Below are 22,856 nucleotides of genomic sequence, written 5' to 3' on the forward strand. Positions count from 1 at the left end.
GTCACGACCCACGGACGGCCCGGAGCCGTCGCTGCCAGCAGTGGTGGCAGCGTGGACAAGCCTGCCACGCCGCAGACCTCCTGCCGCACCACGCGTGGTCACGGCCGGGTTCCACCCCGCCCTTCGGCCAGGACCCGGGCGGCGCTGACGTCGGACCCGGGAGGTCGCCGGGCCGGGCGCGACCACGCCGTAAGGTCGCTCCATGAAGTGGCAGACGTTCGGCGAGCGCGTCGTGTACGACAGCCCGTGGGTCCGGCTCACCCTCGTCGACGTCGACGTCCCGGGCCACGGCCGGATCGACCACCACGTCGTCCGGATCCCCGCCCATGCGTCGGGCACCGTCGTGCACGACCCGCAGCGTGGTCTCCTGCTGCTCTGGCGGCACCGGTTCATCACCGACTCGTGGGGCTGGGAGGTCCCGGCGGGCCGGGTCGACCCGGGCGAGACCCCGGCCGAGGCGGCGTCGCGCGAGGTCCTCGAGGAGACAGGGTGGCGGGTCGACGAGGTCCGCCCGCTCATGACGTACCACCCGTCGAACGGCTCGGTGGACCAGACGTTCCACGTCTTCGTCGCTGACGGCGCCACGTACGTCGGCGAGCCGAGCGACCCCAGCGAGTCCGAGCGGATCGCCTGGGTCCCGCTGGAGGAGGTCCGGCGCCTGGTCCGCGACGGCAGCCTCGGGGACGGGCTCTCCGTGACCGGGATCCTCCGCTACCTGCTGGAGCTCGACTGACCGGTCAGGCCGGAGCGAAGACCAGCACCGGTGCCGACTGCGTCGCGCGTTCCTCGAGGAGGGCGATCAGCGTCCCGTCCGAAGAGATCCCCGCGACGAGCCCGTTCGTCGGCACGGACCCCCGCGCGATCCTCTTGCCGTACGAGAGCGCGGCCGCCTCGTCCGCGCTGAGGTCACGCACGGGGAAGATGGCCCGCGCCGCATCGGCGAGGCCCACGACCTCGAGCGGGACGTCGATGTCCAGGTCGGCGAGCTCCTCGAGCGTCCGCGCGCCCGCGAGCGTGTACCCGCCGACGCGGGTGCGCCGTAGGGCGGTCAGGTGCCCCCCGACCCCGAGTGCCGCGCCCAGGTCCCGGGCGAGCGCCCGGACGTAGGTGCCGGACGAGCACACGACCGTGACATCGACGTCGACGACGCCGACGTCCCCCGACGTCCCCGGACGGATCTCGTGCACGTCGAAGCGGAAGACCGTCACGGGGCGCGCCGCGAGTCGGACGTCCTCCCCCTCGCGCACCCGGGCATAGGCCCGCTTCCCGTCGACCTTGATCGCACTGACCGAGCTCGGGACCTGCTCGATGGCTCCCGTCAGGTCGAGGACCTCCGCGGCGATCGCCTCGCGGGTGACCGCCGACGCGTCGACAGTGGCGAGCACCTCGCCCTCGGCGTCGTCCGTGGTCGTGGCGACCCCGAGGCGGATCGTCGCGGTGTACTCCTTGTCGGCGCCGACCACGTAGGTGAGCAGGCGGGTCGCACGCCCGATACCGATCACGAGGACACCCGTCGCCATCGGGTCGAGGGTTCCGGCGTGGCCGACCTTGCGGGTGCCCGCGATCCGCCTCATGCGCGCCACGACGTCGTGGCTCGTCAGGCCGGCGGGCTTGTCGACCACGACCACGCCGTCGGGGGCCGTGGGGCGTCGAGGTGAGGCCGGTGCACCGGTCATGAGGGCTGTGGGGTGCCCTCGTCGCCGGCTGTCAGGTCGTCGTCCGCGGCTTTGCGGTACGGATCCGGGTCGCCCGCGTACCGCGCGGCCGCAGCGAGCGCGGCGACCTCCGCATCCCGTCGAGCCGCCTCCAGGAGCGCGGCCTCGAGGTGCGCGGCCGTCTCCGGGATCGCGTCGGGGTGGAACTCGAGCGTCGGGGTCAGCCGGATGCCGGTCTGCTTGCCGACCTCGGACCGGATCAGGCCCTTGGCGCTCTCCAGTGCCGCAGCCGACGCCGTCCGTGCCTCGTCGTCGCCGAGCACCGTGTAGAACACGTCGGCGTGCTGGAGGTCACCGGTGACCCGGACGCTCGTCACCGTGACGAAGCCGAGCCGGGGGTCCTTGATACGGGTGTCGAGCATCTGGGCGACGATCACCTGGATGCGCTCGGCGAGCTTGCGGGCCCGTGGGTGGTCTGCCATGTCTCCTCAGCCTTCTTGCCCCGAACAGCTCGGCAGCAGATCGGTCGTACGCGCCTGGCGCCTCAGGGGGCGGCCGGTCGGTCGGCGCGGGGACGTGCCCCGCACCGACCGACCGACGTGCGACCCGTCAGCTGCGGGGCTTCTCCCGCATCTCGAACGTCTCGATCACGTCACCGATCTCGACGTTGTTGAACGATCCGAGCCCGATACCGCACTCGTACCCCTCGCGCACCTCGGTGGCGTCGTCCTTGAACCGCTTGAGCGACTCGACCGTGAGGTTGTCCCCCACGACGGTGCCGTTGCGCAGGACGCGCGCCTTGGCGTTGCGCCGGATCTCTCCGGACCGCACCAGCGAACCCGCGATGTTGCCGAACTTCGAGGAACGGAACACCTCGCGCACCTCCGCGGTGCCGAGCTGGGCCTCCTCGTACTCGGGCTTGAGCATGCCCTTGAGAGCTGCCTCGACATCGTCGATCGCCTGGTAGATGACCGAGTAGAACCGGACGTCGACACCCTCGCGGTCGGCCAGGTCCTCGACACGCTCGGCGTACTTGACGTTGAACCCGATGATGATCGCGTTGTCGACCGTCGCCAGGTTGACGTCGTTCTGCGTGATCGCGCCGACACCGCGGTGGATGACCCGCAGGTCGACCTCCTCGCCGACGTCGATCTTGAGCAGCGCGTCCTCGAGGGCCTCGACGGCACCCGAGACGTCGCCCTTGAGGACCAGGTTGAGGGTCTCGACCTTGCCCTGCTGGAGCGCCTGCGTGAAGTCCTCGAGGCTGATGCGCTTGCGACGCTTCGCCAGGAGGGCGGCGCGCTCGGCCGTCTCGCGCTTCTCGGCGATCTGGCGCGCGGTCCGCTCGTCCGGTGCCACCAGGAAGGTGTCACCGGCTCGCGGCACCGACGCCAGGCCCAGGACCATGACCGGGCGGGCCGGACCCGCCGACTCGACCGTGTCGCCGTGCTCGTCGAACATCGCGCGGACGCGGCCGTGAGCCGTCCCGGCGACGATCGCGTCGCCGACGTGCAGCGTCCCGGACTGGACCAGGACGGTCGCCACGGCGCCGCGCCCCTTGTCGAGGTTGGCCTCGATGGCCACGCCACGCGCGTCCTTGTTCGGGTTCGCCCGCAGGTCGAGCGCGGCATCCGCCGTCAGGAGGACCGCCTCGAGGAGGTCGTCGATGCCCTGGTTCTGCTTGGCCGAGACGTCGACGAACATGGTGTCGCCGCCGTACTCCTCCGCCACCAGGTTGTACTCCGTGAGCTGCTGACGGATCTTGGCGGGGTTGGCCCCCTCCTTGTCCACCTTGTTCACGGCGACGACGATCGGTACGCCGGCAGCCTGCGCGTGGTTGAGCGCCTCGACCGTCTGGGGCATGACGCCGTCGTCGGCGGCGACCACGAGGATCGCGATGTCCGTGACCTGCGCACCACGCGCACGCATGGCGGTGAACGCCTCGTGACCCGGGGTGTCGATGAAGGTCAGCGGACGGTCGACGCCCTCGTGCACGTGGCGCACCTGGTAGGCACCGATGTGCTGGGTGATGCCACCTGCCTCGCCCGCGACGACGTCCGTCTGGCGGATCGCGTCGAGGAGCTTCGTCTTGCCGTGGTCGACGTGACCCATGACCGTGACGACCGGTGGGCGCGGGAGGAGCTGGGCGTCCTCCTCGTCGGCGAGCTCGGCGTCGAGGTCGATGTCGAAGGACCCGAGCAGCTCGCGGTCCTCCTCCTCGGCCGAGACCATCTCGATGACGTACCCGAGCTCGGCAGCAAGCGCGCCGAACGTGTCCTCGTCCAGCGACTGCGTCGCGGTCGCCATCTCACCGAGGTGGAACAGCACCGTGACCAGGCTGGCCGGGTTCGCGTCGATCTTGTCGGCGAAGTCGTTCAGCGACGAGCCGTGACGCAGCCGCACGACGGTCTTGCCGTTGCCACGCGGAACCTGCACGCCACCGAGAGACGGCGCCTGCATCTGCTCGAACTCCTGGCGCTTCGCCCGCTTCGACTTGCGTCCACGGACGGGACGACCACCGGCACGACCGAACGCTCCCTGCGTGCTGCCGCGACCGGCGCCACCGGGGCGACCGCCGCCACCACCGGGACGACCGGCAAACCCACCGGCCGGTGCACCGCCACCGGCGCCACCGGGGCCACCGGGACGCCCACCACCCGGAGCCGGGCGACCGCCGCCACCAGGACGACCGGCTCCACCCGGAGCCGGGCGACCGACGGCGCTGCGTCCGGGCATCATGCCGGGGTTCGGGCGCGGACCGCCAGGACGCGGACCGCCGGAGCGCTCCCCCGTGCCGGACGGACCGGCGGCGGGTGCGCCCTCACGGGAGCCACCGGGACGCGGCATGCCCTGCGACGGGGCGAACGGGTTGTTCCCCGGCCGCGGACCGCCAGGACGGGGTGCGCCACCGGACGACGCACCCTGGCCGCCGCGAGGCATGCCCTGGGAGGTCGCGAACGGGTTGTTCCCCCGGCGCGGACCGCTGCCGCGGGACGCTCCGGTCGGCGCAGACGGGGCTGCCGGTGCGGGACGCGGGCCCGGCCGGGAGGCCGTCGGGGCCGATGCCGCTGGACGCTCCGGTTCCTTCGGGGCCGGGGCGGCCGGAGCGGCGGGCGCAGACGCCGGGGCGGCCGCTTCCGGTGCGCTCTCGGCCGGTCGCGGCGCCTGCACCTCGGCCGGTGCCGGTGCGGCAGGCGTCGAGGGCGCTGCCTCGGCAGCAGGGGGCTTCGGGGCAGCGGGACGAGCCGCAGCCGGCTTTGCGGCCGGCTTCGCCTGCGTCGCCGTGCTTCCCGCCGGGTAGAGGTCGCGCAGCTTGCGCACCACCGGCGGCTCGATCGTCGACGATGCCGAGCGAACGAACTCTCCGAGCTCGTTCAGCTTCGCCATCATGGTCTTGCTTTCCACTCCGAGCTCTTTGGCGAGCTCGTAGACGCGGACCTTGGCCACATCTCTCCTGTCTCGGTCCGCCCAGGAGAGGGTCGGACCGTCGTTAGTGCTGGGTACTCATCGCTGGGTACTCATCGCTGCGTACTCATCGGGTAGCCATCGGCTTCCAACCCGCTTCCCATGTCGGCATCTGACGGTCGTGCGGCCCCGGGTACGGACCCGGTGCTGTCGATCTTCCCCACGTGCCGGGCGAACCCACCGCGCAACGCAGCATCCCCGAGACGCCCTGCGACTCGCAGGGCACGCGGGAACGCCTTGCGGCGCAACGCGAGTTCGAGGCACTGGGGATCGGGGTGCAGCCACGCTCCCCGGCCCGGCATGCGGCGCCCGACGTCGATCACGAGCTCGAGGGACTCCTCGGACCCGCCATCCGGTCGAGCGACCACCCGCACCAGGGCGGACCTCGGGCCAACCCCTCGGCACCCCACACAGGTACGCGCCGGGCCCACATAGGGTTCCGGCGTCGCACACGAGGAGAGCCGGACGGCAGGCCCAGCGGGTGACAGTCTAGCGCCCCGCTCCGACGGGCGTGACCTCACCCGTCTCCCTCACCGCGAACGTCGGCGGCGGCCGCAGGCGGCGCGTCGGAGACGATGTCGATCCGCCAGCCGGTCAGCTTGGCGGCCAGACGCGCGTTCTGCCCCTCCTTGCCGATCGCGAGCGACAGCTGGTAGTCGGGGACGACGACGCGAGCCGACCGGGTCTCGGGGTCCACCACCGTGACCGAGAGGACCCGGGCGGGCGAGAGCGCGTGCGCGACCATCTCGGCCGGGTCGTCGCTGTGGTCCACGATGTCGATCTTCTCGCCGTGCAGCTCCGTCATGACCGCGCGCACACGCGAACCCAGCGGCCCGATGCAGGCACCCTTCGCGTTGACGCCCGCGACGTTCGCGCGGACCGCCATCTTCGTCCGGTGCCCGGCCTCGCGCGCGATCGCGGTGATCTCGACGGTGCCGTCGGCGATCTCCGGCACCTCGAGCGCGAAGAGCTTGCGCACCAGGTGGGGGTGCGTGCGGGACAGCGTGATCTGCGGGCCCTTGGCACCGCGGGCGACCTCCAGGACGTAGGCGCGCAGGCGCTCGCCGTGGACGTACTTCTCGGTGGGCACCTGCTCGTGCGCTGGGAGGACGGCCTCGATGCCCCCGACGTCGACGAGTACCACGCGCGGGTCCCGACCCTGCTGGATGACACCGCTGAGGAGCTCGCCCTCCTTGCCACGGAAGGCTCCGAGGACCTGGATGTCCTCGGCGTCGCGAAGCCGCTGGATGATCACCTGGCGTGCGGTCGAGGTCGCGATCCGACCGAAGCCGTCCGGCGTGTCGTCGAACTCGGGACCGGGGACGGGGCGCTCGCCACCCTCGCCCGCCGGGGCGGTCTCACGCGCCCAGACGGTCACGTGGCCCGTCTTCCGGTCCACCTCGACGCGCGCCTGAGGATGGGCGCCGGCGGTCCGGTGGTACGCGGACAGGAGCGCCTGCTCGATCGCCGAGACCAGCACGTCCAGACCGATGTCCCGCTCGCGCTCCAGCATGCGCAGCGTCGTCATGTCGATGTCCATGTCAGTCCTCGTCCTCGCTCTCGTCGTCGTCCTCGGGGCCGAGGTCCACCGTCATCGCACGTGCCAGCTCGACCTCGACCCGACCGTGCGCGACAACGGCGAACGGGACGTCCACCGGCGGCTGCTCCCTGGTCGGTCCACCCTTCTTCGCCGCGACCGGCTCCGGCGCGACGGTCAGCGCGGTCGGTTCGACCTGCGTCAGGCGTCCGGTCACCGTCCGGCCGTCGTGGAGGGCGAGCGTCACGAGCCGTCCGCGCGCACGGCGGAAGTGCCGGAGCTCGGTCAACGGACGCGCGGTGCCCGGGCTGGAGACCTCGAGGGTGTACTCGCTGTCGAGCTCGGCGACGGCGTCGAGCGCGACCGAGATGTCACGTGACGCCTCGGCGATCCTCTCGAGATCGACGGCGCCGGTCTCGCTCTCCTCGAGGTCGAGCACGATCCGGACGGTCGACCGCGGCCCGGTCCCGTGGATCTCCACGTCCTCGAGGTACAGCCCCGCGGCGACGGCGATCGGTTCCACGACGTCCCGCACGCGTGCGGTGAGTGCTGGCGCGGCCATGCTCGCCTCCTGTCGGCTCCAAGGGTTCACCCGTGGTGTCGACCCTGTGTTGTTGTGCGGCCACCAGCCTAACGAGTCACGGCGGCGCTCCGCGCCCGCACGCCCCGACCATGGCAGGATCACCGCGATGCCCACGACGCCCACACCCCCCTCTACACGCTCGCCCGACCACGGCGACGGGTTGCCGCGTCGTCCTCGTGCCCGGGCGTGGCGCAGTCCGGCGCTGCTCGCCGCGGTCGCGGTGATCGCCACCCTGGCGCTGTCAGGGTGCGAGCTGCGGCTGGAGACCCCCGCACCGACGGTGCCGGTCGCCGGTGCGATCGAGCGTGCGAGGGCCGGTGCCGTCACGGACGCAATCGCGCTGCGGACGCTCGCCGACGCCGCGAGCCCCGGCACCGACCCGGCCGTCACCGCGGTCCTGTCGCGTGTCGCGAACTCAGCGACGACGCACGTGACCGAGCTCGGCGGGGTCTACGTCTCGGGCCTGGGCGAGCCGACGGCGGCCCCGACCGCGACACCCGCCCGGCACGGCGTCCGCGAGGTGCTCGACCGCCTGGAGACCGCCGCGTCGCGGAGCCGCGACTCCGCGGTCTCGGTGAGCGACGGCGACCTCGCGCGACTCCTCGCCTCGCTCACGCTGTCGCGTCTGCAGGACGCGCGAGCGCTTGCCGCAGCAGCAGGGCTTCCCGGCCCGGGCGCCGGCACGGCCACCGCACCGACGAGCGCCGCGTCGACCGACGTCCCCGCAGGCGTCTCGCCTCCCCGCTCCGAGGTCACGCAGATCGTGCTCGCGGAGGATCAGGCGGGGTTCGCCGAGGAGGTCGCTGCCGCCTGGATCGACGGACCCGCCCGGGCGGAGCTCCTCACGCGAGCCGAGGAGCACCGCGCGCGTGCGCGGGCCTGGGCCGTGCACGCGGGGATCGCCTCGACCGGAGCCGATCCCCGCCGGGTCGCCTACTCGCTCCCGAGCGACCTCCACGACGCGGCGACGGCAGGCACCCTCGTCGCGACGGTCGAGACGGCACTCACCACGGCGTACACGACGATGCTCGCCTCGGTCGGTGCATCGGCACCGGAGCCGAGCACCACCACGGCCTCGGGAGCCACGACGGGATCACCGGGGGCCGAGACGACCCCCGTGCCGGTTCCGACCAGCCCCGTGCCGGACCCGGCCGGGGGGACGCCGAGCTCGACCGACGGGCCATCGGCCTCTCCCCCGGACGGAGGACGAGGCGCACTCCTCGAACGCGCCGACGACGCGTGGTCGGCAGCCGTCGCATGGGGTGCCGCCGCCACTGCTCTGCCCGGGTTCGGCGCGCCTGTGTCGAACGGCTGAGGAGCACGGGGGCAGCAGCCTCGACCTGTCAGGGCCTCGAGCCGCCCGTGCCTCGACCACACCCGGGCCGCGGCGATCGTGGCGCAGGCATGGCGCCCGGCGTCAGGAGCCGGTGATCACCCGAGGGGCGCGAGAAGCGTGCCGACCACGCGTGCGACGTGGTCCGCGGCCTCCTCGACCGGGACCTGCTCCGCCTGCCCTCCGACGCGGGGACGCACCTCGACCACGCCCTCGGCGAGCCCCCGTCCGACGACCACCACGAGAGGGACACCGAGGAGCTCGGCATCGGCGAACTTCACCCCGGGGGACACCCGGGGCCGGTCGTCGTAGAGGACCTCGACGCCTCGGTCGGACAGCGCGGTCGCGAGCGACTCGGCTGCCGCGAACACTGCCGGGTCCTTCCCGGTCGCGACGACGTGCACGTGCGCCGGGGCCACGTGCGCCGGCCAGGCCAACCCGGCGTCGTCGTGGTTCGCCTCGGCGAGCGCGGCGAGGGCACGTGAGATCCCGATCCCGTAGGAACCCATGGTGACGACCACGGCCTTGCCGTTCTGGTCCAGCACCGTCAGCCCGAGAGCCTGGGCGTACTTGCGACCGAGGGCGAAGATGTGACCGATCTCGATCCCCCGTGCGAGCTCGAGAGGCCCCGAGCCGTCGGGCGCGGGGTCGCCGGCCCGGACCTCCGCGGCCTCGATCGTGCCGTCGGCGACGAAGTCGCGCCCGGCCACGAGGTCGAACACGTGGCGCCCGGGCTGGTCGGCGCCGGTGATCCACCGCGTGCCCGGGACGACCCGTGGGTCGAGGAGGTAGCGCACCGCCGTGCGGGTCTCGGCCGGCTGCCCGGCGTTCGGTCCGAGGACGCGCGGGCCGATGTAGCCCTTGACGAGCTCCGGGTGGGCGGCGAAGTCGGCCTCCGTCGCGGTCTCGACCTCGGCAGGGGCCACGGACGCCTCGAGCCGCTTGAGGTCGACCTCCCGGTCCCCCGGGAGCCCGACGACGAGCAGCTCGCGCTCGCCCGTCGGCTGCGTGAGCGCCAGCACGACGTTCTTGAGGGTGTCGGCCGCAGTCCACTCACGGTCGGACCGCGGGACGCGTTCGTTGGCGAGGGCCACCAGCGAGGCGATCGTCGGGGTGTCGGGGGTGTCCTCCACGTGCGCGGCAGGCAACCCGTCGAACGGGATCGACGGCGGCACGGGCGTGGTCACGGCCTCGACGTTCGCCGCGTAGCCGCCGGGCGACCGCACGAACGTGTCCTCACCGATCGCCGTCGGGGTCAGGAACTCCTCGCTCCGCGAGCCGCCCATCGCCCCGGAGGTCGCCGCGACGATCACGTACTCGAGACCGAGCCGGTCGAAGATCCGCTGGTACGCCTGCCGCTGACGTTCGTACGAGGCGTCCAGCCCGGCGTCGTCGACGTCGAAGGAGTAGGCGTCCTTCATGATGAACTCGCGACCACGGATCAGCCCCGCGCGCGGACGCGCCTCGTCGCGGTACTTGGTCTGGATCTGGTACAGCGCGAGGGGAAGGTCCTTGTACGACGAGTAGAGGTCCTTGACGAGGAGGGTGAAGACCTCCTCGTGCGTCGGCGCCAGGAGGTAGTCCGCCTCACGGCGGTCCTTGAGTCGGAAGATGTTCGGGCCGTACTCGGTCCACCGTCCGGTGGCCTCGTAGGGCTCGCGCGGGAGCAGCGCCGGGAAGTGGACCTCCTGCGCACCGGCGGCCGCCATCTCGTCGCGGACGACCTGCTCGATCTTGCCGAGCACCCGCAGCCCGAGCGGCAACCACGTGTAGATCCCCGGCGCCGCGCGCCGGATGTAGCCGGCCCGCACGAGCAGGCGATGGCTCGCGACCTCGGCATCGACCGGGTCCTCCCGCAGGGTCCGCACGAACAGGGTCGACATCCGCAGCAGCATGGGGATCAGCCTACTGGGGCGCAGCACCTGCCCCGGTCCGCCGTCGTCAGAAGAGCACGGTCGCGAAGGTCCCGACCTGCCGGAAGCCCACGGCCCGGTACGCCGCGATCGCGCGCACGTTGTAGCTGTTGACGTAGAGCGAGACGACCGGGGCCACGTCGTGCCGGGTCGCGAGGACCACCGCCGCCATCCCGGACTCGGACAGGCGATTCCCACGGTGACGGGGCGGTACCCAGACGCCCTGGATCTGGGCGACGCCGCCCGCCACCGCGCCGATCTCCGCCTTGAAGACGACCTCCCGCCGAGGGGCCCGACCGTTGCGGCCGGTCGGCGTGGGGGGAAGGTCGTCGATCCTCGAGTACGACATCCCGGTGCCGACGAGCGTCCGCACCCGCGACTCGTACGGCCCACCGGGTCCTGAGACCGGCGAGTACCCCACCTCTTCCTCGAACATCGCGACGCACGCGGGAAGGAGCAGTCCGAAGTCGGCCGGTGACGACCGGACGACCCGGGGGTCCGGGGCGACGAGCGGTGCGTGGTCGATCATGAGCGACGGCTGGTCCGCGCGGATCTCGCGCGGCCGAGACCACCCGCGCGCGAGCCTGCTCCAGAGCCCCAGCACGACCTCGGCGTCGCCGACGATCGAGGAGCAGCGGCGCCCGTGCGCGAGGGCGAGGCTCGCGAACGCATCGAGGGCCTCGGGATCCGCGCCGGGCACGACCGGCGACAGGTTCGCACCGACCCAGCAGAACGCGGTCAACCGTTCCTCACGGAAGAACCCCCAGAACAGACCGCCGACGCTCCAGAGCCCCCGGGCGACCGCCGACTCGACGCGCGTCGCCGCCAGCACGGAACCGACCGGGTCGAGCGCGCACAGCCGGAGAGCCGACGGCAGGTCCGACTCCTGCAGGACCCGGGCCGGAGCGACCCCGTCCGCGAGAGGCGTCATGCGCCACCGTGCCATGAGCCGATTGTGCCGGACAGTGCTGTCCCCGGCACGGGCGCAGCGCCGATCGGGTCGCCGATGCCGGACGTCCTCGCGGGTCTCAGCTGACGGTGACGACCGGGGCGCCGTCCTCGACCGGGGTCATCGACTCCGCGAGTCGCATGGCTTCCTCGATCAGCGTCTCCACGATCTGCGCCTCCGGGACGGTCTTGACGACGACCCCCTTGACGAAGATCTGTCCCTTGCCGTTCCCCGACGCCACGCCGAGGTCGGCCTCCCGTGCCTCACCCGGTCCGTTGACGACGCAGCCCATGACGGCCACGCGCAGCGGGACGTCGAGCCCCTCGAGGCCGGCGGTCACCCGCTCGGCGAGCGAGTACACGTCGACCTGCGCGCGCCCGCACGACGGGCACGAGACGATCTCGAGCTTCCGCGGCCGGAGGTTGAGCGACTGGAGGATCTGGATGCCGACCTTGACCTCCTCGACCGGCGGTGCCGACAGCGAGACCCGGATCGTGTCCCCGATGCCCTGGCTGAGCAGCGCACCGAACGCGGTCGCGGACTTGATCGTGCCCTGGAACGCCGGTCCCGCCTCGGTGACCCCGAGGTGCAGGGGCCAGTCCCCGCGTGCGGAGAGCAGCTCGTAGGCGCGCACCATGACGACGGGGTCGTTGTGCTTGACCGAGATCTTGAAGTCGTGGAAGTCGTGCTCCTCGAAGAGCGACGCCTCCCAGACGGCCGACTCGACGAGCGCCTCGGGCGTCGCCTTGCCGTACTTGGCCAGCAGGCGCGGGTCCAGCGAGCCGGCGTTGACGCCGATGCGGATCGACACGCCGGCGTCGGCCGCCGCCTGGGCGATCTGCTTGACCTGGTCGTCGAACTTCCGGATGTTGCCCGGGTTCACCCGGACGGCCGCGCACCCCGCGTCGATCGCCGCGAACACGTACTTGGGCTGGAAGTGGATGTCGGCGATCACCGGGATCTGCGACTTGCGTGCGATCGCCGGGAGCGCCTCGGCGTCGTCCTGGGTCGGGACGGCGACACGCACGATGTCGCACCCGGCCGCCGTCAGCTCGGCGATCTGCTGCAGGGTGGCGTTGACGTCCGACGTCGGGGTCGTGCACATCGACTGGACGCTCACCGGGGCGTCGCCGCCGACCTCGACCTTGCCGACCTTGATCTTGCGGGTCGGGCGACGTGCTGACAGCACCGGGGCAGGGGCCTCCGGCATTCCGAGACTGATCGATGGGCTCACACGCGCCATTATCCCCCCGGCACCGGGGTCGCCCCTCGTCGGGCCGTGGACGTCACGATGTCCTCACTCAGCGGACACCCGACAGCCACCAGCGGTCGAGGTGATCCTCAGAGGTTCACCGGGCGCACGATGTCCGCATAGATCAGCAGCACACCCATGCCGGCGAGAAGGACGAACACGCCGTAGGCGATCGGCGTCATCCGGGCGATGTCGACGGGCCGCGGTCGCGGAAGCCCCCGCACCCGGGCGAGCTGCCGCCGAGCGCCCTCCCAGAGCGCACCGAGGACGTGACCGCCGTCGAGCGGGAGGAGCGGGATCATGTTGAACGCGAACAGGGCGAGGTTGAGGCCCGCGATCAGGCCGAGCATGTCGCGGATCCGCGCGCCGAGGTCGTAGCCGCTCACGTTCTCCGAGGCGATCTCCCCGGCGAACCTGCCGATGCCGACCACTCCGATCACGCTGGTGGTGTCACGCGGAGCGGTGCCGAAGGCCGCACGAGCCACGTCGACCACGCGCGCCGGGAGAGTCCCGATGACCGCGAACGTCTGCCCCAGCGCGTTCCCGACGTACGCCGGCACGCTGCTCAGCGGCTGCGGGACGAGGGCGGTGCTCGGGCTGATACCGGCGAAGCCGACCGAGGAGGTCAGCATGGTGCCGTCCGGGGCCGTGAGGACGGCGCCGTCGGCACCCACCCGGGGACGCTGGGCCTCGATCGGGGTGAGCGTGGTGGTGATCCGCTGACCGTCGCGCTTGACGACGACAGGGACGGAGCGGCCGCCGGAGTGCTGGATCAGTCCCTGCAGCTGGCTCCACGACGACACCTCGACACCGTCGTAGCTGACCACCGTGTCACCGGCCCGAAGGCCCGCCTCGGCAGCAGGGGCGACCTGGTCCGACGACGTGCAGGCACGTGCGGGAGCATCGGCGGGGAGGACGCACTGAGACACCTGGGAGAGCGTGGTGGTGCTCTCCGGGAGCCCGAACCCGGCGAGCACGATCGTGAACAGGACCACGGCGATGGCGAGGTTCATCGTCGGGCCGCCGAGCATCACGACGAGCTTCTTGGGCGCCGAGAGCCGGTAGAACGCGCGCGCGTCCTCGCCGGGACGGATCTCCTCGGCGCTGGCCTGCCGAGCCTGCTCGACCATCCGCCCGATGGCGCCCTTCGCCTCGGGGTTCCCGACCGCCTCGGCCGGTGGGTACATCCCGATGAGCCGCACGTAACCGCCGAGCGGGATCGCCTTGACCCCGTACTCGGTCTCCCCCTTGGTGCGGGACCAGAGCGTCGGGCCGAATCCCACCATGTACTGGCTCACGCGCACGCCGAACTTCTTGGCGGGCACCATGTGACCCACCTCGTGCAGGGCGATCGAGAGCAGCAGCCCGACGATCATCACCAGTACGCCGATCGCGTATGCCATTCCCGCTCCTCGCGTGCCCGTCGTCCCACCGTGCGTCGAGCCGCCAGGTCGCGCAGGGCGGCGGCCCCGGTCCGCACACCATCATCCCCTGCTGCCCTGAGAATTGTCCCAGCGCGTCGCCGGGCGTGATCGCGCGACCGGTTCGGGCTGCCTCGACGCTCTCTTCAGCGCGACGAATATCGTCGATGACGTCTCCACATCCGGCGCAATCCGCATTACAGTCACCCCATGACGCCGGAATCCGCGCTGAGCTCCCTGATCCCCGCAGACCTGCCGCAGCGCCGGCAGCTCGTGACACCGATACCCGGCCCCCGGTCCGCCGAGCTCGCCGCGCGTCGCGCGACGTCCGTCGCCGCCGGTGTCTCCTCCAGCCTGCCGGTGTACGTCGAACGCGCCGGTGGCGGCGTGATCCAGGACGTCGACGGCAACTCGTTCATCGACCTCGGCGCCGGGATCGCCGTCACCTCGGTGGGCAACGCCGCGCCCGCCGTCGTCGCCGCGGTCGCCCGACAGGCGCAGGACTTCACCCACACGTGCTTCATGGTCGGGCCGTACGAGGAGTACATCGCGGTGTGCGAGCAGCTCGCCCGCCTCACTCCCGGCACCCACGCGAAGCGCTCCGTCCTGGTGAACTCGGGCGCCGAGGCCGTCGAGAACGCCGTCAAGATCGCCCGCTCGGCGACCGGACGGCCCGCGGTCGTCGTCTTCGACCACGCCTACCACGGCCGCACGAACCTCACGATGGCGATGACGGCGAAGGCGATGCCGTACAAGTCCGGGTTCGGCCCGTTCGCCGGCGAGGTGTACCGGGCGCCGGTCTCCTACCCGCTGCGCGAGGCCGCGCCGATCACCGGGGAGCAGGCGGCCGCCCGCACGATCTCGATGATCGAGAAGCAGATCGGGGCGGACCAGGTCGCCGCTGTCGTCATCGAGCCGATCCTCGGCGAGGGCGGGTTCATCGTCCCGGCGCGCGGCTTCCTGCCGGCGCTCTCCGCCTGGTGCACCGCGAACGGTGTCGTCTTCGTCGCCGACGAGATCCAGACCGGGTTCGCGCGCACCGGAACCATGTTCGCGTGCGAGGACGAAGGCGTGGTCCCGGACCTCATCACGCTCGCCAAGGGGATCGGTGGCGGTCTGCCGCTCGCGGCGGTCACCGGCCGCGCCGACCTCATGGACGCCGTCCACACCGGCGGCCTCGGCGGCACGTTCGGCGGGAACCCCGTCGCCTGCGCCGCCGCCCTCGCCACGTTCGAGGCGTACGAGAGCGCCGACCTCGCCGGCGCCGCGCGTGCGATCGAGGCGCAGGTGGTCCCGCGCCTGCGGTCGATCGCCGAGCGCGCGCCGCAGATCGCCGAGGTCCGCGGTCGGGGGGCGATGATCGCGATCGAGCTGGTACGACCCGGGACCCTCGAGCCGGACGCCGCCGAGGCAGGACGGGTGGCGCGCGAGTGCGCCGCGCAGGGCGTACTCGTGCTCACCTGCGGCACCTACGGGAACGTCATCCGGCTGCTGCCGCCCCTCGTCATCCCGCCCGAGCTGCTGGACGACGCCCTCGACGTGCTCGAGAGCGCCCTGATGTCGGTCGTCCGGTGAGCACGGGCGTCGACCGCGCTCGCGTGGACGCGGCGTACCGCGCCGAGACCGACCGGCTGGTGGTCGACCACCCCCGGTGCGCCGCGCTCGCCGAGGCCGGACGCGCCCACATGCCCGGTGGGGTCCCGATGCTCTGGATGGAGAAGTGGCCCGGGCCCTTCCCGTTGCACGTCACCGAGGCCACCGGCGCGCACTTCGTGTGCGCGGACGGCATCGAGCACGTCGACCTCTGCCTCGGCGACACCGGGGCCATGTGCGGGCACTCCCCCGCACCGACGGTCGCGGCCATCCGGAAGCAGGCCGCGATCGGGCTGACGGCGATGCTCCCCACCGCCGACGCCGCTGTCGTCGCAGCCGAGCTCACCCGCCGCTTCGGCGCGGCGCCGTCGTCGGTGACGAGCTGGCAGTTCACGCTCTCGGCCACCGACGCCAACCGCCACCTGCTCCGCTACGCGCGGCAGGTCACCGGCCGACCGAAGGTCGTGGTCGTCGACTACTGCTACCACGGCTCGGTCGACGAGAGCTTCGCGACCCTCAGCGAACCGGACGCGACCGGCACGCGTCACGTCGTCCCCCGTCGCGGCACGATCGGTGCACCCGTGCCACCGAGCGAGACGACCCGCGTCGTCCCCTTCAACGACGTCGAGGCTCTGGCCGCCGCCCTGGCCGCCGGGGACGTCGCCGCCGTGCTGCTCGAACCGGCCATGACCAACATCGGCATCGTCCTCCCGGAACCGGGCTACCTGGACGCCGTCCGCCGCCTGACCCGAACCACCGGCGCCGTGCTGATCGTCGACGAGACCCACACCTTGTGCGCCGGTCCGGGCGGGTGCACCCGCGCCTGGGGCCTGGACCCCGATGCCGTGGTCGTCGGCAAGACCATCGGTGGTGGCGTTCCGGCGGCGGCCCTCGGGACGACCGCCGACCTCGCCGACCGGATCGCGGCGAGCCTCGCCCTCGAGGACATCGACGTCGGCGGGGTCGGTGGGACGCTCGCGGGCAACGCCCTGTCGCTCGCCGCGATGCGCGCCACGCTCACCGAGGTGCTCACCGACGACGTGTTCCCGGCGATGACGGCACGCGCGGACCGCTGGGCCGACGGTGTCCGGTCGGTGATCGACCGGCACTCCCTGCCGTGGCACGTCACCCGGCTGGGGGCACGCGCCGAGTACGCGTTCTCGGCGCAGGAGCCCCGCGACGGTGCCGAGGCGGCCGCCGCCGACGACTTCCCCCTCCAGCAGTACCTCCACCTGCAGGCGCTCAACCGGCGGGTGCTGCTGACGCCGTTCCACAACATGGCGCTGATGAGCCCCGCGACCACCGACGCCGACGTGGACGCGCACACCGCGGCGTTCGCCGAGGCGGCCGACGTCCTCGCGGGCTCGTGACCGCTGTCAGAACCAGCGGGCTCGTGACCGCTGTCAGAACCAGCGGGCGCTGACGCCGGTCATCGGCGCCGAGGCCTCGGGTTACCGGTCAGCCCCGCGGTTCGCGCTCTTCCATGCCCCACGGTGACCCGAAGCCGGCCGGCTCCGGTGCGCGGAGCAGGTCGAGGAACGGCACCGCGTCGAAGGCCTCCGGCCCGAGCACCCCGGACCCGGACCACACCCCGGTCGCGAGCAGCTCGAGAGCGACGACCGGGTTGACGGCCGTCTGCCAGACGACGCACTGGGCGCCGTACTCCGCCATCGACCACGCGTTGTCGACCACGTGGTACAGGTAGACCTCACGCGCGGCGCCATCCGGCCCGGTGCCCGTCACGAGCAGACCCGCACACGTCTTGCCCCGCATCCGCGGCCCGAGCGTCGCCGGGTCGGGCAGCACGGCCGCGACGACGTCCCGCGGGCTGACCGCCACCGGTCCGGGGTGCTCGGGATCCGCAGACCGGACCCGCACCGGTGCCGTGCTGTCGAGACCGAGCGTGTGCAGGGTGCGCAGCACGCCGATGAACTCCTCGCCGAGCCCGTACTTGAACGTCACCTTGCGCGCGTCGAGCCACCGCGGCATGAGGAGCACCTCCTCGTGCTCCACGTGCACGCACTCGACCGGGCCGATCCCCTCGGGGAACACGAAGACCTCGGGCTCGGTGAACGGCGGGACCGTGTACCAGCCACGGTCGGCCTCCCAGATCACCGGCGGGTTCAGGCACTCCTCGATCGTGGTCCAGATCGAGAACGACGGGGCGAACACGGGGTTGCCGTCGTCGTCGAGGACTTCGAGGTCCGCACCGTCCCGGGTGCCGAGCTCGTCGACGGTGGAGAACAGGTGGTCGGTCGCGTACCGCGCGAACACGTCGGACAGACCCGGTTCGACCCCCATCCCGACCAGGGCGAGACGTCCGGCGTCCTCCCACTGCTGGGCCTGCCCGAACTGCTCGTCGCCGAGCTTGACCCCGGTTCGCGCGTAGGGCTGCTCGGGGTCCGGTCGGGACAGGGACATCGCCATGTCGAGGTAGTCCGCACCGGCCGCGAGCGCCCCCTCGAACACCGGGAGCACGAACCTCGGGTCCACGGCGTTGAGCACGTGCGTGATGGCGTACCGGCGGGCCAGCGCGGTGATCGCGGCCGCGTCGGACGCGTCGACGGTCTCCGCGATGAACCTCTCGTCGCCCGGCTCCCCTGCCGTCGCGGCGCCGCGCGCACGCCCGGCCCGCGCTGCCTCGACGGTGCGCTCGGCGCGCGCGAGGTTCACGTCGGCGACGACCATCACCTCGAAGAAGTCCCGCCGGGCCGCGATCCGTGCGACCGCGTCACCGACCCCGCCGCTGCCGACGACCAGGATGCGCATCTGAGCTCCTTCTTGACGGCCGGGTCGTCGACCCGGCGGGATCGTGCCGATTGACGCCGTGCCGACTAGCGCCGGGCCGCGCGGCGCCGGGCCGCCGCGATGACCTGGATCGCGACGACGAGGATCAGCGCGAGGGCGAACATGGACGACCCGATGACGTTCGCCTGCGGGGGGATGCCTCGCGTCGCGGACACGTACACGAACTTCGGGAACGTCGTGAAGTTGCCCGAGTTGAAGTTCGTGATGATGAAGTCGTCGAAGCTCAGGGAGAACGCGAGCAGCGCGGCGGCCGCGATGCCCGGGACGAGCAGCGGGAACGTGACCTTCCAGAACGCCTGCCAGTTCGAGGCGTAGAGGTCTGCCGCGGCTTCCTCGAGCTTCGGGTCGAGGCTGGCGACCCGTGCCTTGACCGTCACGACGACGAACGAGATGCAGAACATGATGTGCGCGATGACCACGGTGCCGAAGCCCGGCTGCACGCGCAGCGCGAGGAACTGGGCGAGCAGCGCCGCACCGAGGACGACCTCGGGGGTGGACATCGGCAGGAAGATCAGCAGGTTCGCGAGCGCCCGGCCACGGAACTTGTAGCGCACCAGCGCGAGCGCGATGAGCGTCCCGAGGATCGTGGAGATCACGGTGGCGAGGATGCCGACCTTGAGGGAGTTGCCGAACGCCTCGCACACCTGCGGCGCACCGCACGGGTTCTTCCAGGCGTCGAGGGTGAAGCCCTTCCAGATCAGGTTCGACTTCCCGGCGTTGTTGAACGAGAAGGCCACGGTGTAGCCGATCGGCACCATGAGGTAGATGAAGGCGATGCCCGCGAACACCGGGACGATCACCTCGCCGAGCGACCACCGCCGCCGACGCCGGGTCATGGTCGGGTTCGCAGCGGTCACGGCGCTCACAGCAGGTCCTCCGTACCGGCGCGTCGGACGTACAGCCCGACGAGGATGAGGATCGCGACCATCAGGACGACCGAGAGCACCGAGGCCGTCGGGTAGTCGTTCACCACGAAGAAGCGCGAGTCGATGATCTGGCCGACCATCGCGGTGCTCGTCGGGTTGCCGAGCAGGACCGCGTTGACGTAGTCGCCGGAGGCCGGGATGAAGGTCAGCAGCGTCCCCGACACGACGCCGGGCATCGACAGCGGCAGGGTCACGCGCCAGAAGGTCGTCGGACCGTTGGCGTACAGGTCGCCCCCGGCCTCGAGGAGGCGGGAGTCCATCCGTTCGAGGCTCGCGTAGATCGGCAGCGCCATGAACGGCAGGAAGTTGTAGGTCAGGCCGGCGACCACGGCGAACGCGGTCGCGGTCAGCCGGCCGTCGGGCGGCAGCAGGTGCAGCCACTTCATCGCGTGGACGACGAACGAGTCGTCCGCGAGGATCTGCTTCCAGGCGATCGTCCGGAGGATGAAGCTCGTGAAGAACGGGGCGATGAGGAGCACGAGCAGCATGCCCTGGAGGAAGGTCTTCCCCCGCGCTCGCACCGCGATCACGTAGGCGATCGGGTACCCGATCACCAGAGCCGCCAGGGTGGCGATGATCGCGAACACGAACGACCGGACGATCTGCGGCCAGAACTCCTGGAGCGACGTCACGTAGTTCTGCCAGTGGAACGCGGGCTCGAACTGACCGATGTCCCCTCCGGGCACCGGGACGTACAGCGAGGTCGCGAGCAACGAGAACACCGGCAGGACGAAGAACACGACCAGGTAGGCGAGGCCGGGCAGGAGCATCAGGTAGGCGCCGCTGCGCGCGGGCTTGGTCGCTACCGCTGCCGGCGCCCCACCGACGGGACCTTCTTCGGCACCCTGGCTGAGTGCTGCGGCGATGCTCATGCGACCCCGTCCAGCGCCAGCGCGCCCGAGCTGACGTCGTCGTGCCCGTCGAGGCCGAACGTGAAGCCGGTCTGCCAGGCGAGCCGCACCGTGTCGCCCCAGGCGATGGTGGCGCCCCCGACGAGGTTCTGCACGAAGACCCCGAACGTCCCCAGGCCCGGGAGCATCACCTGGTACTGCGTGCTGACCCCGCTGAACGACACGTCGACGACGGTGCCGGGACCGAGGACGTTGCAGCCCGGAGGCAGCGGGTCCCGTTCGGTCAGGATCATGACCTTCTCGGGTCGGACCCCGACCAGGACGTTGCCGTCGTGCGAGACGGCACGGGCGGCCGGGACCTGGATGCGGGTCCCGGCGACGTCGACACCGAGCACGTCGCCACGCTCGACGACGGTTCCTCCGAGGAGGTTCGACTGCCCGAGGAAGTTCGCCACGAACGCCGTGCGCGGCAGCTCGTAGAGCTCGGCGGGCGCGCCCATCTGCTCGACGCGCCCGGCGTTCATCACCGCGACCGTGTCGGCCATCGTCATGGCCTCCTCCTGGTCGTGGGTCACGTGCACGAACGTCAGCCCGACCTCGGTCTGGATCCGCTTGAGCTCGACCTGCATCTGCCGTCGCAGCTTGAGGTCGAGCGCGCCGAGAGGCTCGTCGAGCAGCAGCACCGCCGGGCTGTTCACGAGCGCTCGGGCAAGCGCCACGCGCTGCTGCTGCCCGCCGGAGAGCTGGGACGGCTTGCGGTCGGCGAGGTGACGGAGCTCGACGAGGTCGAGACCGTCGCCCGCCTTCGCCAGCGCATCCTTCGCGTGGGTCCGGCGCAGCCCGAACGCGACGTTCTCCAGCACGGTCAGGTGCGGGAACAACGCGTAGCTCTGGAACACCGTGTTCACCGGCCGCTGGTACGCCTTGGTGGCGGTGATGTCCTTCCCGCCGATGCGGATCTGGCCCGCCGACGGCCGCTCGAGACCGGCGACCATGCGCAGCGTCGTCGTCTTCCCGCACCCCGACGGTCCCAGGAGCGCGAAGAACGATCCCGAGGGGATGGTCAGGGTGAGGTCGTCGACCGCAGTGAAGGCGCCGAACTCCTTGGTGACCCGGATGAGCTCGAGGTCCGCTCCGGACTCGGCCCCGGCGCCAACGACTCCCATCAGGCCCCGATCACGGCGAGGAACGCCTTGTTGTACCGCGTCTCCTCGTCCGAGGTCAGCGTGCGGAACACGTGCGCCTTGGCGAGCGTGCTCGCGCTCGGGAAGATCAGCTCGTTGTCGACGAGGGTGCTGTCGATCGACGCCATCGCCTCCTTGGCCCCCTCGACCGGGCAGATGTAGTTGACGTAGGCGGCGACCGTGGCGGCCACCTCGGGCTCGTAGTAGTAGTTCATGAGGGTCTCGGCGTTCTTCTTGTGCGTCGCCGCGATCGGCACCATGAGGTTGTCGCTCCAGAGCGTGCCGCCGGCCTCGGGCAGCTTGAACTCCCACTTGTCGCCCTGCTCGAAGTTGATCTGCGTGATGTCGCCCGACCAGCCGATCACCGCCACGGCGTCACCCGAGATCAGGTCCTCCTTGTAGGAGTTGCCCTTGACCTGACGGATCTGGCCCGAGCTGATCTGCGCCTTGAGGACGTCGAGCGCCGCGTTGAACTCGTTGTCGCCCCACTTGCCGGTGATGTCCACGCCCTGGTCGAGCATGATCAGGCCCATCGTGTCGCGCATCTCCGAGAGGACCTCGATGCGGCCCTTGAACTCCGGCTTCCAGAGGTCGGAGACGGTCCCGATCCCGCCGGGGACCTTGTCCTTGGTCCACGCGATGCCGGCGAAGCCCGACTGCCACGTGAGCGAGTAGTTGCGGCCGTTGTCGAAGTCGACCTTCTGGAGGTCCGGCAGGAGGTTCTTCCAGTTCGGGATGTTCGCGTGGTCGAGCTTCTGGGCGTAGCCCAGGCGGATCATCCGCGAGGCCATCCAGTCCGTGAACACCACGATGTCCTGGCCGATGTCCTGGTGGTTCGAGAGCTGGGCCTGGATCTTGCCGAAGTACGTGTTGTTGTCGTCGATGTCCTCGGCGTACGTGACCTTGATACCGGTCTGCTTGGTGAACGCCTCGAGCGTCGGGTACGTCTTGGTCTTGTCGTCGTAGTCGAGGTACAACGTCCAGTTCGCCCAGTGCACCGTCTTGTCGGTGTCCGAGACGTCCTTGACGGCGGCGGCCGACGCCGTCGGGGACGTGGTCCCGCCGGTGCCGCACGCAGCCAGCAGGGCTGCGCCGCCGATGCCGAGAGCGCCGCCGAGAACGGTCCGTCGGGAGACGGTGCGGGCTGCCGCCTGGGCGCGCGCGGCAGTGGCCTGCCGGACGAGCTCCTGGAGCATCGGGTCCTCGGGCGGCTGCATGCGGTGGGGGGTCATCGGGTGCTCCTGTCGACGGATGGTGCGGCGGTCACTTCGTCCATGAACGGGTCTCGTTGCGGATCGTTGCAGCAGATGTGGCGTCCGACAAGAGAATCCGTCGTCTGTGTACACGTCTGCAACGAAATGGTTTCCTGCCTGGAACATTCGCGAC

19 protein-coding genes are annotated in these 22,856 nt (G+C 71.5%); 4 read left to right on the forward strand and 15 right to left on the reverse strand.

Annotated elements, in window-relative coordinates:
- The first annotated feature begins 202 nt into the window (after window positions 1-202).
- The gene (locus LJB74_RS02475; RefSeq protein WP_259307042.1) at window positions 203-733 is read left to right on the forward strand and encodes an NUDIX hydrolase; all 531 of its coding nucleotides are present in this window, start codon (window positions 203-205) and stop codon (window positions 731-733) included.
- 4 nt (window positions 734-737) lie between these two features.
- Here LJB74_RS02475 and truB read toward each other — a convergent pair whose 3' ends face one another.
- The 6 genes from truB to rimP form a co-directional block, all read right to left on the reverse strand.
- Window positions 738-1,676 carry a tRNA pseudouridine(55) synthase TruB gene (gene truB / locus LJB74_RS02480; RefSeq protein ID WP_259307043.1) on the reverse strand — a complete coding sequence of 313 codons (939 nt, stop codon included), beginning with the start codon at window positions 1,674-1,676 and terminating at the stop codon, window positions 738-740.
- Window positions 1,673-2,137, reverse strand: coding sequence for a 30S ribosome-binding factor RbfA (rbfA, locus tag LJB74_RS02485; protein WP_259307044.1), 465 nt, complete (start codon window positions 2,135-2,137; stop codon window positions 1,673-1,675). The genes truB and rbfA overlap by 4 nt, the downstream gene beginning before the upstream one ends.
- A gap of 127 nt (window positions 2,138-2,264) precedes the next feature.
- Window positions 2,265-5,102: a translation initiation factor IF-2 gene (infB, locus tag LJB74_RS02490; RefSeq protein ID WP_259307045.1), complete on the reverse strand. Its 2,838-nt coding sequence runs from the start codon at window positions 5,100-5,102 to the stop codon at window positions 2,265-2,267.
- Window positions 5,103-5,173: 71 nt separating this feature from the next.
- Window positions 5,174-5,641 carry a YlxR family protein gene (locus LJB74_RS02495; RefSeq protein ID WP_310650792.1) on the reverse strand — a complete coding sequence of 156 codons (468 nt, stop codon included), beginning with the start codon at window positions 5,639-5,641 and terminating at the stop codon, window positions 5,174-5,176.
- Window positions 5,638-6,660 (reverse strand): transcription termination factor NusA, encoded by a 1,023-nt coding sequence (gene nusA, locus LJB74_RS02500; RefSeq protein ID WP_259307047.1) that lies wholly within the window; start codon window positions 6,658-6,660, stop codon window positions 5,638-5,640. Before nusA ends, LJB74_RS02495 begins: the two co-directional genes overlap by 4 nt.
- Before the next feature lies 1 nt (window position 6,661).
- On the reverse strand, window positions 6,662-7,219 hold the full coding sequence (gene rimP / locus LJB74_RS02505) for a ribosome maturation factor RimP (protein ID WP_259307048.1): 558 nt from the start codon (window positions 7,217-7,219) through the stop codon (window positions 6,662-6,664).
- A gap of 127 nt (window positions 7,220-7,346) precedes the next feature.
- On the opposite strand from rimP, the gene LJB74_RS02510 reads away from it, so the two are divergent.
- Entirely contained in the window at window positions 7,347-8,555 is a 1,209-nt protein-coding gene (locus tag LJB74_RS02510; protein ID WP_259307049.1) for a ferritin-like domain-containing protein, read from the forward strand.
- Between the two features lie 116 nt (window positions 8,556-8,671).
- On the opposite strand, the gene LJB74_RS02515 is transcribed toward LJB74_RS02510, so the two are convergent.
- From LJB74_RS02515 to LJB74_RS02530, 4 genes are all read right to left on the reverse strand, one after another.
- Window positions 8,672-10,468, reverse strand: a complete 1,797-nt coding sequence (locus LJB74_RS02515) for a proline--tRNA ligase (RefSeq protein WP_259307050.1) — start codon at window positions 10,466-10,468, stop codon at window positions 8,672-8,674.
- Between the two features lie 46 nt (window positions 10,469-10,514).
- Window positions 10,515-11,432: a DUF4081 domain-containing GNAT family N-acetyltransferase gene (locus LJB74_RS02520; protein ID WP_259307051.1), complete on the reverse strand. Its 918-nt coding sequence runs from the start codon at window positions 11,430-11,432 to the stop codon at window positions 10,515-10,517.
- A gap of 82 nt (window positions 11,433-11,514) precedes the next feature.
- Window positions 11,515-12,645, reverse strand: a complete 1,131-nt coding sequence (gene ispG / locus LJB74_RS02525) for a flavodoxin-dependent (E)-4-hydroxy-3-methylbut-2-enyl-diphosphate synthase (RefSeq protein WP_396125210.1) — start codon at window positions 12,643-12,645, stop codon at window positions 11,515-11,517.
- 131 nt (window positions 12,646-12,776) lie between these two features.
- Window positions 12,777-14,090, reverse strand: coding sequence for an RIP metalloprotease (locus tag LJB74_RS02530; protein WP_259307053.1), 1,314 nt, complete (start codon window positions 14,088-14,090; stop codon window positions 12,777-12,779).
- 228 nt (window positions 14,091-14,318) lie between these two features.
- Between LJB74_RS02530 and gabT the strand changes: the two genes are divergently transcribed.
- Both gabT and LJB74_RS02540 read left to right on the forward strand, forming a co-directional pair.
- Window positions 14,319-15,683 carry a 4-aminobutyrate--2-oxoglutarate transaminase gene (gene gabT, locus LJB74_RS02535; RefSeq protein ID WP_259307054.1) on the forward strand — a complete coding sequence of 455 codons (1,365 nt, stop codon included), beginning with the start codon at window positions 14,319-14,321 and terminating at the stop codon, window positions 15,681-15,683.
- Entirely contained in the window at window positions 15,680-17,071 is a 1,392-nt protein-coding gene (locus tag LJB74_RS02540) for a transaminase (protein ID WP_259307055.1), read from the forward strand. The genes gabT and LJB74_RS02540 overlap by 4 nt, the downstream gene beginning before the upstream one ends.
- A gap of 88 nt (window positions 17,072-17,159) precedes the next feature.
- On the opposite strand, the gene LJB74_RS02545 is transcribed toward LJB74_RS02540, so the two are convergent.
- The 5 genes from LJB74_RS02545 to LJB74_RS02565 form a co-directional block, all read right to left on the reverse strand.
- Window positions 17,160-18,470 (reverse strand): saccharopine dehydrogenase family protein, encoded by a 1,311-nt coding sequence (locus LJB74_RS02545; RefSeq protein ID WP_259307056.1) that lies wholly within the window; start codon window positions 18,468-18,470, stop codon window positions 17,160-17,162.
- A 65-nt stretch (window positions 18,471-18,535) separates the two neighbouring features.
- On the reverse strand, window positions 18,536-19,345 hold the full coding sequence (locus LJB74_RS02550; protein WP_259310260.1) for an ABC transporter permease: 810 nt from the start codon (window positions 19,343-19,345) through the stop codon (window positions 18,536-18,538).
- A gap of 26 nt (window positions 19,346-19,371) precedes the next feature.
- Entirely contained in the window at window positions 19,372-20,307 is a 936-nt protein-coding gene (locus tag LJB74_RS02555; RefSeq protein WP_259307057.1) for an ABC transporter permease, read from the reverse strand.
- Complete coding sequence (locus LJB74_RS02560) at window positions 20,304-21,452, reverse strand: ABC transporter ATP-binding protein (RefSeq protein WP_259307058.1); 1,149 nt, start codon at window positions 21,450-21,452, stop codon at window positions 20,304-20,306. Before LJB74_RS02560 ends, LJB74_RS02555 begins: the two co-directional genes overlap by 4 nt.
- Window positions 21,452-22,702: a spermidine/putrescine ABC transporter substrate-binding protein gene (locus LJB74_RS02565; RefSeq protein ID WP_259307059.1), complete on the reverse strand. Its 1,251-nt coding sequence runs from the start codon at window positions 22,700-22,702 to the stop codon at window positions 21,452-21,454. The genes LJB74_RS02560 and LJB74_RS02565 overlap by 1 nt, the downstream gene beginning before the upstream one ends.
- Between the last annotated feature and the right edge of the window lie 154 nt (window positions 22,703-22,856).

Source organism: Cellulomonas sp. P24, from assembly GCF_024704385.1.
Lineage (GTDB): Bacteria > Actinomycetota > Actinomycetes > Actinomycetales > Cellulomonadaceae > JAJDFX01.